Origin of the sequence: Rhizobium sp. CCGE 510 (assembly GCF_000292525.1) — a bacterium.
Taxonomy (GTDB): Bacteria; Pseudomonadota; Alphaproteobacteria; order Rhizobiales; family Rhizobiaceae; genus Rhizobium.
The window spans coordinates 78,669-92,403 of sequence record NZ_AEYF01000035.1 but is presented as its reverse complement, the minus strand read 5'-3'; the positions used below and the strand labels follow the sequence as shown (position 1 = coordinate 92,403).

At 61.0% G+C, this 13,735-nt stretch carries 12 protein-coding genes; 9 read left to right on the top strand and 3 right to left on the bottom strand.

The features are described from left to right. The first annotated feature begins 95 nt into the window (after positions 1–95). Together RCCGE510_RS16670 and RCCGE510_RS16665 are read left to right on the top strand one after the other, a co-directional pair. A complete protein-coding gene (locus RCCGE510_RS16670; protein WP_007631775.1) occupies positions 96–1,118 on the top strand; it encodes a LacI family DNA-binding transcriptional regulator in 1,023 nt (340 codons plus the stop codon). A gap of 29 nt (positions 1,119–1,147) precedes the next feature. Then, a complete protein-coding gene (locus RCCGE510_RS16665; protein WP_007631773.1) occupies positions 1,148–2,104 on the top strand; it encodes a 2-hydroxyacid dehydrogenase in 957 nt (318 codons plus the stop codon). A gap of 35 nt (positions 2,105–2,139) precedes the next feature. Here the strand turns inward: RCCGE510_RS16665 and RCCGE510_RS16660 are convergent, their stop codons facing one another. Then, positions 2,140–2,919, bottom strand: a complete 780-nt coding sequence (locus RCCGE510_RS16660) for a gamma-glutamyl-gamma-aminobutyrate hydrolase family protein (protein ID WP_037079013.1) — start codon at positions 2,917–2,919, stop codon at positions 2,140–2,142. Positions 2,920–3,208: 289 nt separating this feature from the next. Between RCCGE510_RS16660 and RCCGE510_RS16655 the strand changes: the two genes are divergently transcribed. After that, complete coding sequence (locus RCCGE510_RS16655; protein WP_007631767.1) at positions 3,209–4,315, top strand: TRAP transporter substrate-binding protein; 1,107 nt, start codon at positions 3,209–3,211, stop codon at positions 4,313–4,315. Between the two features lie 78 nt (positions 4,316–4,393). On the opposite strand, the gene RCCGE510_RS16650 is transcribed toward RCCGE510_RS16655, so the two are convergent. Then, positions 4,394–5,881 carry a TRAP transporter large permease subunit gene (locus tag RCCGE510_RS16650; RefSeq protein ID WP_007631765.1) on the bottom strand — a complete coding sequence of 496 codons (1,488 nt, stop codon included), beginning with the start codon at positions 5,879–5,881 and terminating at the stop codon, positions 4,394–4,396. A 21-nt stretch (positions 5,882–5,902) separates the two neighbouring features. Further along, positions 5,903–6,442, bottom strand: a complete 540-nt coding sequence (locus RCCGE510_RS16645) for a TRAP transporter small permease subunit (protein WP_007631763.1) — start codon at positions 6,440–6,442, stop codon at positions 5,903–5,905. A 326-nt stretch (positions 6,443–6,768) separates the two neighbouring features. Here RCCGE510_RS16645 and RCCGE510_RS16640 point away from each other — a divergent pair, with 326 nt between their 5' ends. The 6 genes from RCCGE510_RS16640 to RCCGE510_RS16615 all read left to right on the top strand — a co-directional run bounded on the left by RCCGE510_RS16640 (position 6,769) and on the right by RCCGE510_RS16615 (position 13,697). After that, positions 6,769–9,072, top strand: coding sequence for an EAL domain-containing protein (locus tag RCCGE510_RS16640; RefSeq protein WP_037078998.1), 2,304 nt, complete (start codon positions 6,769–6,771; stop codon positions 9,070–9,072). A 145-nt stretch (positions 9,073–9,217) separates the two neighbouring features. Beyond that, on the top strand, positions 9,218–9,970 hold the full coding sequence (locus RCCGE510_RS16635; protein ID WP_007631761.1) for a hypothetical protein: 753 nt from the start codon (positions 9,218–9,220) through the stop codon (positions 9,968–9,970). Between the two features lie 341 nt (positions 9,971–10,311). Next, positions 10,312–10,536 carry an aa3-type cytochrome c oxidase subunit IV gene (locus RCCGE510_RS16630; RefSeq protein WP_007631760.1) on the top strand — a complete coding sequence of 75 codons (225 nt, stop codon included), beginning with the start codon at positions 10,312–10,314 and terminating at the stop codon, positions 10,534–10,536. A 209-nt stretch (positions 10,537–10,745) separates the two neighbouring features. Then, positions 10,746–11,894 (top strand): Re/Si-specific NAD(P)(+) transhydrogenase subunit alpha, encoded by a 1,149-nt coding sequence (locus RCCGE510_RS16625; protein ID WP_007631759.1) that lies wholly within the window; start codon positions 10,746–10,748, stop codon positions 11,892–11,894. Beyond that, complete coding sequence (locus RCCGE510_RS16620) at positions 11,894–12,292, top strand: proton-translocating transhydrogenase family protein (protein WP_007631757.1); 399 nt, start codon at positions 11,894–11,896, stop codon at positions 12,290–12,292. Before RCCGE510_RS16625 ends, RCCGE510_RS16620 begins: the two co-directional genes overlap by 1 nt. Positions 12,293–12,299: 7 nt before the next feature. Continuing rightward, complete coding sequence (locus RCCGE510_RS16615) at positions 12,300–13,697, top strand: NAD(P)(+) transhydrogenase (Re/Si-specific) subunit beta (RefSeq protein ID WP_007631756.1); 1,398 nt, start codon at positions 12,300–12,302, stop codon at positions 13,695–13,697. Positions 13,698–13,735 lie beyond the last annotated feature (38 nt).

Here is a 13,735-nt window from a genome sequence, read left to right as displayed (position 1 = left end):
GCTTCCACCGATTAAATCTTTTAATTAAACATTTTAAGGGCCATGCCGGGTTTCCTGCGGCTCTTGCTGCTTGCGTGCTGCCTGGAGGAGGACACGTGGTCCAGAAGATCAAGCTTTCGACAATCGCCGAAACGCTCGGCATTTCAACAGCGACCGTATCGCTTGCCTTACGCGACAGTCCGCTCGTCGCCAGCAATACGCGGGACAAGATCAAGGAACAGGCGCGCGCGCTCGGCTATATCTACAATCGCCGCGCCGCCAGCCTTCGCACCTCGCGCTCCGGCATCATCGGCGTCGTCGTGCACGACATCATGAACCCGTTCTACGGGGAAATCTTGAAGGCAATCGAAAGCGAGCTCGATCGCAGCCGCCACACTTTCATCCTTTCCAATCATTACGACAATGTCGAGAAGCAGCGCACCTTCATCGAAACGCTTCTGCAACTCGGCGGCGACGGCGTCATCATGTCACCGGCGATCGGCACGCCGCCTGAGGACGTGCAACTGGCGGAAGACAACGGCATGCCGGCGATCCTGGTCGCGCGCTCGATGGAGGGACAAGACCTGCCGACCTACCGCGGCGACGACAGCTATGGCATCTCGCTCGCCACCAACCACCTGATCGGCCTCGGCCATCGCTCGATTGCGATGATCGGCGGTACGGACCAGACATCCACCGGCCGCGACCGCTACCAGGGTTACGTCAATGCGCTGCGCAAGGCCGGCATCGAGGTCGATCCGAACCTGCGCATTCCCGGCCCGCGCTCGAAGCAGGGCGGTTTCGAGGCCGCCGTGCATTTCCTCTCGTTGCCGCAGAAGCCGACGGCGGCGGTCTGCTGGAACGATCTCGTGGCGATCGGGCTGATGAATGGCATTGCGCGTGCCGGCCTGGTGCCGGGACGCGATATTTCCGTCACCGGCTACGATGATCTCGAGGAGGCCTCGATCGCCACCCCGGCGCTGACAACCGTCTGGAACGGCCAGACCGAGGTCGGCCGCCTGGCCGCCCGGGCGCTTCTCGATCGCCTTGCCGGCAGCCACGAACCTGACGGCATGCATCTGATCAAACCGGAAATGCGCATCCGCCAGTCCACCAGCCCCCACCGGCCCCGCGCCTGAACCAAGACGGTCATCCAAGAGGAAAAGCCATGTCCCGCATCGTCATTCTCGTTCCTGGGAAGATACACGAGCGTGTTCTCGAAAGACTGAAGGATCGTTTTGAGATCATCGCTGTGGCCCGCGAGGAGAGGCTTGCCCTTGACGGCGAGACCGCCGGCCGCATCCGCGGTGTCGCTGTTTCCGGCCCGTTCCCCGGCGCCTGGATGGACCAGCTGCCGCATGTCGAGGTGGTCGCCAACTTCGGTGTCGGCTACGACGGCGTCGATGTGAAACATGCCGCCGAGAAAGGCATCGTCGTCACCAATACGCCGGATGTGCTGAACGACGAGGTCGCCGATACGGCAATCGGCCTACTGCTGAACACCGTCCGCGAGTTGCCGCGGGCCGAAGCCTGGTTGCGTGCAGGCAACTGGAAGCCGGGCGCGACCTATCCGCTGTCGCGCTTCTCGCTCAAGGGCCGTCATGTCGGGCTTTATGGCCTTGGCCGCATCGGGCTTGAGATCGCCAAGCGGCTGGAGCCGTTCAAGGTGAAGATCAGTTACCACACACGGTCGCGCCATGCCGATGCACCTTACGATTATCACCCGACGCTGAAGGGGTTGGCGGAAGCGGTGGATACGCTGATCGCCATCGTTCCGAAGACGCCGCAGACGCATAAGACGATCGACGCCGACATTCTGGCAGCACTCGGCCCGAACGGCATTCTCGTCAATGTCGGACGCGGCTGGACGGTGGACGAGGCAGCGCTGAGCGCCGCCCTTGCCTCCGGCGCGCTGGGAGCCGCCGGGCTCGACGTCTTTTATGAAGAGCCCACCGTGCCGGGCGATTTGCTGGAGCCGACCAATGCCGTGCTGCTGCCGCATGTCGCTTCCGCGTCGGTGCCGACGCGCAATGCGATGGCCGATCTCGTCGCCGACAATCTCATCGCCTGGTTCGAGAAAGGCGCGGCGCTGACACCAGTGCCGGAGACGCCGCAGAAGCGTTAAAACGGCAGGATTTCAGTTTCGCCGGCGCCTCGCCGTCAAACGGTCGTCCGCGCCGGGATGACTGCCAATTTGCCGGCGGCATACCTCCGGGCGGCGTCGCCGAAGGCGGCAAACAGCTTGTTGGAAGGCTTGTCGGTTTCGGCCCAATATTCCGGATGCCATTGTACGCCGACGGCGAAGGCCTTGGCATCGATGACGGAGACGGCCTCCACCGTGCCGTCCTCGGCGGTGGCTTCCACCCGCAGGCGGGGAGCGGTCCTGGCGATTGCCTGCCGGTGCAACGAATTCACGCGGACCTCGCCCGGGCCGAGAATGCCGGCGATGCAGGAACCTTCCTTGACGTGGACGCTCTGGCGAATGGCATACATGCCGTCGCGGTCGACGCCTTCCGGCCGGCGGTGGTCTGAGATGCCCGGCTGCTCCTGGATCTCGCTTGCCAGCGAGCCACCCAGAGCGACATTCAGCTCCTGGATGCCACGGCAGATGGCGAGCAGCGGGATGGCGCGGTCGATGGCGCGGCGGATGAGCGGCAGGCTGGTGGCGTCGCGGGCGGGGTCGAAGGGGCCGTCCTTATCCTTGGCCTCGGCACCGTAGAGAGAAGGATGCACGTTGCTGGCCGAGCCGGAAACCAAGAGGCCGTCGACGCGGTCGAGGATCGCATCGGTATCGTAGCCCTCCTCGAAGGCGGGAATGATGAGGGCCATGACACCGGCCGCATTCAACGCGGCACGGAGATATTGATGTTGTACGGCGTGCCAGGTCGCGCCGTCGAAGCTGCGAATATCTGCAGGAATGGCAACGATCGGTTTCGTCATATCAGCCCCGATAAAAAATTTCTGCATATCGTTTTGCCGTCAGAACGATGGTCAAGTCAACGCTTGGCTGCATCAGGTGAGCAAAATGCGGCGGAAGCGATGCGGTGGCTCCGGGTTCGCTGCTAAGCCGCTGATTTTGATGGACGCGTGCGTTGTCTTATTGCCGTCTTGATGCCAAAGGCTAATAGACTAAAGCTTGAATCGCGGCTCTCGCCATGCTTAGCTTCGCCCTTGCCGCGGGTAGGGGTGAAGATTGCCCGCGCAGTGCCATCTATACGGGAGGTTTTTGATGGATCGTCGTTCGTTTTTCAAGAAAGCGGGAACCGCCAGCGCCGGCGCGGTAGCTGCGACGGCATTGGCCGCGCCTGCGATCGCGCAGGAGAATCCGAAGATCGCGTGGCGCATGACGTCGTCGTTTCCGAAGAGCTTGGATACAATTTATGGCGGCGCCGAGGATATTGCCAAGCATGTTGCCGCCGCCACCGACGGCAATTTCACGATCCAGCCTTTCGCGGCCGGTGAAATCGTGCCCGGCCTGCAGGCCGTTGATGCGGTGGCTGCCGGTACGGTCGAGGCAGCCCATACGACCTCCTATTATTTCGTCGGCAAGGATCCGACCTACGCCATCGGAACGGCCATTCCGTTTGGCCTGAACAGCCGCCTGACCAATGCCTGGTATTATGAGGGCAACGGCAATAAGCTAATGAATGAATTTTATGCCACACAGGGCATGTATGCGCTGCCGGCCGGCAATACCGGTGCGCAGATGGGCGGCTGGTTCCGCAAGGAAATCAATACCCTCGATGACCTCAAGGGCGTCAAGATGCGCATTGCCGGCCTTGCCGGCCGCGTCATGGAGAAGGTTGGCGTCATCCCGCAGCAGATTGCCGGCGGCGACATCTATCCGGCGCTGGAAAAAGGCACGATCGATGCGGCGGAATTCGTCGGCCCCTATGACGATCTGAAGCTCGGCTTCCACAAGGTGGCGAAGTATTATTATTATCCCGGCTGGTGGGAAGGTGGCCCGACGGTGCATGGTTTCTTCAACCTCGAGAAATGGAGCAACCTGCCGAAGCATTATCAGGCTGCGCTGACGGATGCCTGCGCTTTTGCCAACACCAACATGCTGGCGAAGTACGATACGAAGAACCCGACCGCGCTGAAGCAGCTTGTTGCCGAAGGTGCGACGCTGCGCCCGTTCAGCCAGGAGATCATGGAAGCCTGCTTTCAGGCGGCAACCGGCATCTATAGCGAAATCTCGGGCACCAACCAGTATTTCAAGAAAATCTACGACGACCAGACCGCCTTCAAACGCGACGCCTATCTCTGGATGCAGCTTTCGGAATACACTTTCGATACGTTCATGATGATCCAGCAGCGGGCCGGAAAGCTCTGAGGGCTTCCATCGGCGCATAACACGAACGCATAACCAAACCCCGGATCACACTTGGTCCGGGGTTTTGTTTTGACTCTGTTATCTGGCGGGTGGCGGCGGTGCTCCCGGCAGGCCGAGTGGCGGCAGGGTCAGGCCGGGGATCTGCGGCGAGCCATTGCCGCCGCCCAGCGGCGGCAGGCCGAGCTGGCCGCCGAAGCCCGGGACTTCGATCTTGATCGAGTTCGGGTCGACCTTTGGACCATGATCCAGCCAATAGGTTACCGATTGCGGCCAGAAGATCACGATCGCCACCAGGATCAGCTGCATGCCGACCCAGGGAAGGGCTCCCATGTAGATATCGGAGGTCTTGACGTCCTTGCCGGCGATCGAGCGCAGGTAGAAGAGCGCGAAGCCGAAGGGCGGATGCATGAAGCTTGTCTGCATATTGACGCAGATCAGGACGCCGAACCAGATCAGGTCGATGCCGAGACTGGAAGCGACGGGGGCGAGCATCGGGATGACAATGAAGGCGATCTCGAAGAAATCGAGAAAGAAGGCGAGCACGAAGATGAAGATGTTGACGAAGATCAGAAAACCGACCGGGCCGCCGGGAATGCCCGACAGCATATGCTCGATCCAGCGCGAGCCGTCCATGCCCTGGAACACCAGGCTGAAACAGGTGGAGCCGATCAGGATCATCACCACCATCGATGTGATGTGCGTGGTCGATGCCATCGCCTCGCGGATCAACGGCCAGGTGAGGCGGCGATGCATGGCGGCGAGCGCCATGGCACCGACGACGCCGAGCGCGCCTGCTTCCGTCGGTGTCGCAAGGCCCATGAAGATCGTGCCGAGCACCAGGAAGATCAGCACGATCGACGGCACCATGCCCATCAGCACCTTGGTGAGCAGTGCCCAGTTGAAATCGCCGCGCACCTCTTTCGGCAGCGGCGGCATCGATTTCGGCCGGATGATCGACATCACCAGGATGAAGAGCACGAAGATCGTCACCTGCAGGATCGAAGGGCCGATCGCGCCGAGATACATGTCGCCGACCGACCTGCCGAGCTGGTCGGCAAGAACGACGAGCACGAGCGAAGGCGGGATTACCTGGGTGATCGTGCCCGAGGCGGCGATGACGCCGGTGGCAAGGCGCGGGTTGTAGCCGTAGCGCAGCATGATCGGCAGCGAGATCACCCCCATGGTGATGACGGAGGCGGCCACCGTGCCGGTGATCGCGCCGAGGACCGCGCCAACGAGGATGACGGCGTAGGCCAGGCCGCCCGGTATGCCACCGAAGAGCTTGCCGGTGCCCTCGAGCAGGTCTTCGGCCAGCCCGCAGCGCTCCAGCACCGCACCCATGAAGGTGAAGAACGGGATGGCGAGCAGCAGGTCATTGGAAAGGATGCCGAAGAAGCGCAGCGGCAGCGCCTGCAGAAAGACTTCGCCAAAATGGCCGGTGACGATGCCGATGATGCCGAACAACAGGCCGACGGCGGCGAGCGAAAAAGCGACCGGGAAGCCGTAGAGCATGAAGATAACCATGCCCAGGAACATCGCCGGCGGGATGATACCGAAATCAAACAAATGTGTTTCTCCCAGCCCGCGTTACTGCAGCGGCTTTTCGTATGTCGTGTCGATGCTGATATGGCCGGTGAGGGCTGCGATCCGCTTGATCAGTTCGGAAACGCCCTGAAGGGAAAGCAGCGCGAAACCGGCGACGAGCACCAGCTTGACAGGCCAGCGGATCAGCCCGCCGGCGTTGCCCGAGATTTCTCCCTGTTGGTAGGAAAGCGCGAAGAAGGGCCAGCAGACCCAGGTGAGGAAGACGCAGACGGGGATGAGGAAGAGGATGAGGCCGACGATGTCGATCCAGATCTTCGCCTTGTCGGAAACCGAACCATAGATCAGATCGACGCGGACATGTTCGTTGTTGCGCAGCGCATGCGAGGCGCCGAGCATGACGACGAAGGCGAAGAGATACCATTGGATCTCGAGCCAGCCGTTCGAACTGTAGTTGAAGGCATAGCGGACGACGGCGTTGCCGGCGCTGATCAGACAGCAGAGTAGCACCATATATTCGGAAATTTTGCCCATGACGCGGCTGACCCAGTCGATCAGCCGACTGGCGGCCAGGAATACCGACATTCGCCTCCCCTTGTTCTTGTCCTGCCGTTTTCCGGCAGCTTTCCCTCTTGCAATCGATGTAGACCACAGCCTTTGAAATTGGAAGGATAAATGCCTGACGTTGGAGTATAGTCTTAGATGCGCCGGTCGGCCCATACGACCGCCGAATATTTTAACAACCCAGGCGTGGATAAAATATTTCAATAATCTCGCCGTAAGGCTGCAATACGCGCGTAGGCTGTGCTGTTCATCCTGTGGTTTTAGAAAATTTGACCAAATGTTTGATTCCATTGAAATCAATTTTTAAAGGGTTGGGCTTAGAATTCCGGCGCACAGGGAAAGTGTGGATGAAGCCAGATAACCCGAACAGGGTCCCTTTAGATGTTTATCTGTCGTTTGTGAGTTCCCTTTCCGGGAACCGCATGACGCTTCTTGCCGGCGTGATCGTGCATGTCGCGACGTGCCTTGCCGTTGCCGCCAAGACCCAGTCCTTCGTCTATATCCTGCTGTCGGCCGCCTTCCTCCTGGTCTTCATCGTCCGCATGGTCGTCTTCCGACAGTTCGATCGCGTCGACAAGGACAGCCTGTCGCACGCCGGAATCGAGCGGTGGGAGCGGATCCTGGTTGCCGGTGCGGCCTGCACCACTGCCCTGCTTGGCATCGCCAGCGGCTACGCCATCTTCGTCGTGCACGATTCCTTTGCCGAGCTTGCCTGCATTGCCGTCACCATGGCGACCATGGTTTCCGTCGTCGGCCGCAATTACGGTTCGCGTCTGGCGGTCGATCTCCAGACGTTCTCCTGCTGTCTGCCGATGATCGTCTGCAGCCTGATGGCGCTGGATTTCTATCGCGGCCTGCTGTCGATCTTCCTCATTCCCTTCTGGCTGACGACGCGGGCCATGGCGAACGGCGTGCGCGAATTCCTCTATGAGAATGTCATCGCGCGCCGGGAAATCACCATCATTGCCGACCGCTTCGATACGGCGCTCAACAACATGCCGCACGGCCTGGTCATGGTCGATGCCGAAAACCGTATCCAGGTGGTCAATCGCAAGGCCTGCGAGCTTCTGAAGATCGGTGCGCCGGAACGGCTGAAGGACCGTGACCTCGGCGCCGTGTTGCGCTATGGCGCTCGCTACAGCTTCATGGACGCCTCGCAGCCGGAGCTTATCCTGCGCCAACTCACCCAGGTCGCCGAAGGCAACCTGTCGCGCACGCTCATTCATTTTCCCGAGGGCCTGTCGCTCGAATTCTCCGCCAGCCGAAGGGCCGATGGCGGCGCCGTGCTGATCTTCGAGGACGTTTCGAGCCGGGTGAAGGCGGAGCAGAAGATCATGCACATGGTCCGCTTCGATGCGCTGACCGGCCTGCCGAACCGAGAATATTTCGGGCAGCTGGTGCAGGACTATCTCGCCAAACACCAGAGGAAGTCCGGGCCGCTCGGCTTCATGGTTCTCGATATCGACGAGTTCAAACACGTCAACGACATGCGCGGCCATGTCACCGGCGATCATCTGCTCTGCGCGATCGCCGCCCGTATCAAGCAAGCCTCCGGCAACGCCATTCTCGGCCGGCTGATGGGCGACCAGTTCATTCTGTTCTTCCCACATGCGAAGGAGCAGGCCCTGCTCGACGTCGAGATCCGCCGGGTGCACGCCGCGATCCAGGGGCACTACCAGGTCGACGAGTTGACCTTCCTCGTTTCGCTCAGTGCCGGCTACGCGATCCTCGAAAGTACCGCGTTCGCGATGGACGAATGGAGCGTCAAGGCAGACCTTGCCCTGTTCGAAAGCAAGTCGCGCTTCCGGGGCGGCATATCAGGCTTCGAGCGGGAGATGGATGGCCGCTATATCGAGCAGCAGAAGCTGAAGGCGGATCTGCGCGATGCGGTTTCAGCGCAGGCGCTGCATCTCGTCTTCCAACCGATGTTCCGGGCCGACGGTTCGCGAATCGAATGTGCCGAGGCGTTGGCGCGCTGGGTGCATCCGGAGAAGGGCTCGATCCCGCCCGATGTCTTCATCCGGCTCGCCGAGGATATGGGCATCATCTCCGACATCACCCGCTTCGTCCTGTTCAAGGCATGCAGCGAATGCATGAACTGGCCGGATCATATCGCCGTCTCGGTCAACCTATCGGCGCGGGACCTCAGGGATGCCGACATTCTCCAGGTCGTCGCCGATGCGCTTGCTCATTCCGGCCTCGACGCGGCGCGGCTGCATCTCGAAGTCACGGAAAGCTGCCTGATCGACGAGCCGGCCGCCGTGCGCGCCATCCTGGCGGAGCTCAGGGCACGCGGCATCACCATCGCCATCGACGATTTCGGCACCGGCTTCTCCAGCCTCAGCTATCTCGACACGCTGCCGCTTGACATCGTCAAGATCGATCGCTCGTTCGTGCGCAACATCGTCGAGGATAGCCGCCGCCTCAAGCTCTTGCGCGGCACGGTCCATCTCGCTCGAGAACTCGGGCTGAAGATCGTCATCGAGGGCGTCGAGACCGAAGAGCAGCTCGCACTGCTCAACAAGCACCGCAGCGCCGATCTTGTGCAGGGCTACGTTTTCTCGCAGCCGGTGCCTTCCCAGAACATCACGCTATTACAGCAGGGCATCGGCCGCCGCGTCGTGCAACGCCGTCGCAACAAGGTCGCTTGAGCGTCCTGCGACAGGCCGATTTTCCCTTCGAACTTTCCGCGCCGCGTTAACCTTAATGATTTAAAAACAACGGAAATTATCGGATTTCCTTGCCTAAATGTTGCTGCCATATGATTAATGAACCGTTAACGAACGGATCGAGAGTATGTCAGAGACACTGTTCAAGCGTAGCGATTTCAGCGCAAAAATTTTGGAAGTTTTGGATCATGTCGAGTATCGCCGCGTCGAAAGCAGCGAAGACATGGAGCAGGTGGAGCGCCTGCGCTACAAGGCCTACAAGGCCCATGACGTGCTCGCGCTCGCCCCGAAAGGGCTGCTTGATGACAGCGATTTCGACAGCCATGCCTATATCTTCGGGCTGTACTATTATGGCGAACTGGTCAGCACGATCCGGGTTCATTATGTGACACCGGAGCATCGCCTCAGTCAGTCCGGCGGCGCCTTTCCCGAGGCGATGGATGAACTTCTGGATGCGGGGCTGACCCTGATCGATCCGGCCCGCTTCGCGGCCGACCCCGAGCTCACCGCCGATCTGCCCTGGGTTCCCTATCTGACGCTGAGGCCGACCATTGTGGCGGCGGCGTATTTCCGCGCGGACCGCGTTCTTCAGTTTGTCCGGCCGCCGCATGCGGCTTTCTACAAGCGGGTTTTCTATGCCGACACGGTCGTTCCCGGCCGCCTGGCGAAGAATTACGGGATCGACATGACGCTGATGGCGACGAACGTGATCGAGGTCGGGCGAAAGCTTTTGACGCGCTACCCCTTCTTCATCTCCAGCGCCAGCGAGCAACGGATGATGTTCTCTCGCAATCCCAACGACACATTGCCGCCGCTCACCATCATTCCGACGGCGCGCTTCGTGCCGCAAGGCGAACTCGGCACCGACCTGCCGCTCTGATTTCTTCTTCTCTCACGGGCGAGCATCTGGGTGAGAACAATGAGGGGCGATGACAATAGCCGCAGTCGTCGCCCCTTATGCTTTTTCCCGCTTGGGAATAGCTGGTTTTGAAGCCCAAAGCGCGTCGCATCAAATTTGATTCATGCGACGCGCTTTGGCCACTTGTTTCATGCATGTCGTTGTCCCGGAACCGCTGCACATTTCCGGGCGAACACGCATTGGCTGCGGCATTCTCATGCATTGCGCTTTCGCCTGTCATTGTGTAATTCCTGCAGGCAGGGACTTCCCTCGCGGGGCGGGGGAATCAGGCAGCGCAGAGGCATTTCAGGGAGACGATATTTATGGCCGAACATCATACCGGACCGGTCGAGACCGGCGCGCCGATGGATTACAAGGAACATGAAAACACCTACGACATGTTCATTGCCGCCGCGAAATACGGTTCAATGCTTCTCATCTGCCTCCTGCTTGCGATGACCGCCGGTTTCTTCGGCGGCGCCGGCCTTCTCGGCGGCCTCTTCGTATTCATCATTCTTCTCGCCATCGGCATCTTCCTGTTCCGCTGATCGCGGCAAAGGGAGGAGGGGCTTTCCCGAAGCTTTGTGACTAAAGCGCGTCGCGATCTTCCAGATTCGCTCCTCGCGCTTCAGGTCTTTATTTTCTCGCATGTCGTTGTCGCAAAGCCGCCGTTCACTTTTGCGCGACGACATGCTTTAGGTGCTTGGCCCGCGCAGGGAAGCCTGCGGCGGTCCGGCTGACCCGGAGGAGGGGGCAGTTGGGCAATATCGTTTTCGTTGCAAAGGAAATTGCGGGCGAGGAGACGCGTGTCGCGGCCTCAGCCGAGACCGTGAAGAAAATGAAGAGTTTTGGCTTCGACGTTGTCGTCGAAGCCGGTGCAGGGGCGGCTTCGCGCATTCCGGACGGAGAGTTCGAGGCTGCGGGCGCCAGGATCGGCAGTTTTGCTGATGCAGCCTCCGCCGACGTCGTGCTGAAGGTGCGCCGACCCAACGAACAGGAAATCTCAGGCTATAAAAGCGGCGCCGTGCTGATCGCCATCATGGATCCCTATGGCAATGACGAAGCCATCGCGACTCTGGCAAGTGCCGGACTTTCGGCTTTTGCGATGGAACTGATGCCGCGCATTACCCGCGCCCAGTCCATGGATGTGCTTTCATCCCAGGCCAATCTCGCCGGCTACCAGGCCGTCATCGAGGCGGCGGCGGTCTATGACCGCGCCATGCCGATGATGATGACCGCTGCCGGCACCGTACCGGCCGCCAAGGTCTTCGTCATGGGCGCCGGCGTTGCGGGTCTGCAGGCGATTGCGACGGCGCGGCGCCTGGGTGCTGCGGTCTCGGCCACCGACGTCCGCCCCGCGGCCAAAGAGCAGGTTGCCTCGCTTGGCGCCAAGTTCATCGCCGTCGAGGACGAGGAGTTCAAGGCGGCGGAAACGGCCGGCGGCTATGCCAAGGAAATGTCCGCCGATTATCAGGCAAAGCAGGCCGCACTTGTGGCCGAACATATCGCCAAGCAGGATATCGTCATCGCCACCGCGTTGATCCCCGGTCGCCCGGCGCCCCGGCTCGTTTCGCGCGCCATGCTCGCAGCGATGAAACCGGGCGCGATCGCCGTCGACCTCGCCGTCGAGCGCGGCGGCAATATCGAGGGCGTCGTTGCCGGCGAGATTGCCGAAGTCGACGGCGTCAGGGTGATCGGTTTCGCCAACATGCCGGGCCGCGTTGCGGCCAGCGCCTCGGCGCTCTATGCCAAGAACCTGGTGACCTTCCTCGAGACCATGGTCAACAAGGAAAGCCGGAGCGTCGTCGTTAACCTCGACGATGAACTCGTCAAGGCGACGATGCTGACCTATGCCGGCGACGTGGTTCATCCCGCCTTCGGCGGCGCGAAGAAGGGAGATAGCTGATGGCCAGTGAAGCAATGGACAGAGCACTGGAGCAGCTCGACCAGGCAGTGACCGCGGTCGTCACGGCAGCCGCCCACGCACCGGAAGCGGCAAGTGCTGCGACCGGCGGGGCGATCGATCCGTTCGTCTTCCAACTGGCGATCTTCGTCTTGTCGATCTTCGTCGGTTATTACGTCGTCTGGTCGGTGACGCCGGCGCTGCATACGCCGCTGATGGCCGTTACCAACGCGATCTCCTCCGTCATCGTCGTCGGCGCGCTTCTGGCGGTCGGCATCTCCACAAGCGGGCTTGCGACCGGCTTCGGTTTCGTCGCCCTCGTGCTCGTCTCGGTAAACATCTTCGGCGGCTTCCTGGTGACGCAGCGGATGCTTTCGATGTACCGCAAGAAGGACCGGTGAGGATCTGATGACCAATATCGCAGCTTTCCTCTACCTTGTCTCCGGCGTTCTCTTCATCCTGGCGCTGCGCGGCCTGTCGCATCCGGCCACCAGCCGCAAGGGCAATCTCTACGGCATGATCGGCATGGGGATCGCCATCCTGACGACGCTAGTGCTGGCCACCCCGAATTTCGGCGGTTTCGTGCTGATCGTTCTTGGCCTTGCCATCGGCGGCAGCGTCGGCGCCTATGTCGCCCGCACCATCCCCATGACCTCGATGCCGCAGCTCGTCGCCGGTTTCCATTCGCTGGTCGGCCTTGCTGCCGTGCTGGTCGCGGCTTCGGCGCTCTATACACCCGCCTCCTTCGGCATCGGCGATATCGGCCAGATCCACATCGAAGCGCGGGTCGAAATGGCGCTCGGCGTGGCGATCGGCGCGCTGACCTTCACCGGCTCGATCATCGCCTTTTTGAAGCTCGACGGACGCATGTCCGGCAAGCCGATCATGCTGCCTTACCGGCACGTGATCAATGCCAGCCTGCTGGTGCTGATCGTGCTCTTCATCATCGGGCTTGCCGTCACCGAAAGCCATTTCGACTTCTGGGCTGTCGTAGCGCTGTCGCTGGTGCTCGGCGTTCTCTTGATCGTGCCGATCGGCGGCGCCGATATGCCCGTCGTCGTTTCGATGCTGAATTCCTATTCGGGCTGGGCTGCCGCCGGTATCGGCTTCACCCTCGGCAATCTGGCGCTGATCATCACCGGCGCGCTCGTCGGTTCTTCCGGGGCGATCCTCTCCTACATCATGTGCAAGGGCATGAACCGCTCCTTCGTTTCTGTCATCCTCGGCGGTTTCGGCGGTGAGACGGCGTCCGGCGGGGCCGACACATCGGACAAGACGGTCAAGCTCGGCTCGGCCGAGGATGCCGCCTATCTGATGGCCAATGCATCGAAGGTCATCATTGTGCCGGGTTATGGCATGGCGGTCGCCCAGGCCCAGCATGCTCTACGAGAACTCGCCGACAACCTCAAGAAGAACGGCGTCGAGGTCAAATATGCGATCCACCCGGTCGCGGGCCGCATGCCCGGCCATATGAACGTGCTGCTTGCCGAGGCGAATGTTCCTTACGACGAGGTCTTCGAGCTCGAGGACATCAATTCGGAATTCGCCCAGGCCGACGTCGCCTACGTCATCGGCGCCAACGACGTCACCAATCCGGCGGCGCGCGACGACAAGACCTCTCCGATCTACGGCATGCCGATCCTCGATGTCGACCGGGCAAAAACCTGCCTGTTCGTCAAGCGCTCGCTCGGTTCGGGCTATGCCGGCATCGACAATACGCTGTTCTATAAAGACGGCACGATGATGCTGCTCGGTGACGCGAAGAAGATGACCGAGGATATCAACAAGGCGATCGCGCATGGGTGACGCAGATGCAGCCGCTCAGCTCGGGCGCGGCCGCTTCG

Excerpts from the sequence above, each read along its gene's own strand:
- RCCGE510_RS16665 (WP_007631773.1), top strand. The coding sequence starts at position 1,148 with ATGTCCCGCATCGTCATTCTCGTTCCTGGGAAGATACACGAGCGTGTT.
- RCCGE510_RS16660 (WP_037079013.1), bottom strand. The coding sequence starts at position 2,919 with ATGACGAAACCGATCGTTGCCATTCCTGCAGATATTCGCAGCTTCGAC.
- RCCGE510_RS16655 (WP_007631767.1), top strand. The coding sequence starts at position 3,209 with ATGGATCGTCGTTCGTTTTTCAAGAAAGCGGGAACCGCCAGCGCCGGC.
- RCCGE510_RS16645 (WP_007631763.1), bottom strand. The coding sequence starts at position 6,442 with ATGTCGGTATTCCTGGCCGCCAGTCGGCTGATCGACTGGGTCAGCCGC.
- RCCGE510_RS16640 (WP_037078998.1), top strand. The coding sequence starts at position 6,769 with ATGAAGCCAGATAACCCGAACAGGGTCCCTTTAGATGTTTATCTGTCG.
- RCCGE510_RS16635 (WP_007631761.1), top strand. The coding sequence starts at position 9,218 with ATGTCAGAGACACTGTTCAAGCGTAGCGATTTCAGCGCAAAAATTTTG.
- RCCGE510_RS16630 (WP_007631760.1), top strand. The coding sequence starts at position 10,312 with ATGGCCGAACATCATACCGGACCGGTCGAGACCGGCGCGCCGATGGAT.
- RCCGE510_RS16620 (WP_007631757.1), top strand. The coding sequence starts at position 11,894 with ATGGCCAGTGAAGCAATGGACAGAGCACTGGAGCAGCTCGACCAGGCA.
- RCCGE510_RS16615 (WP_007631756.1), top strand. The coding sequence starts at position 12,300 with ATGACCAATATCGCAGCTTTCCTCTACCTTGTCTCCGGCGTTCTCTTC.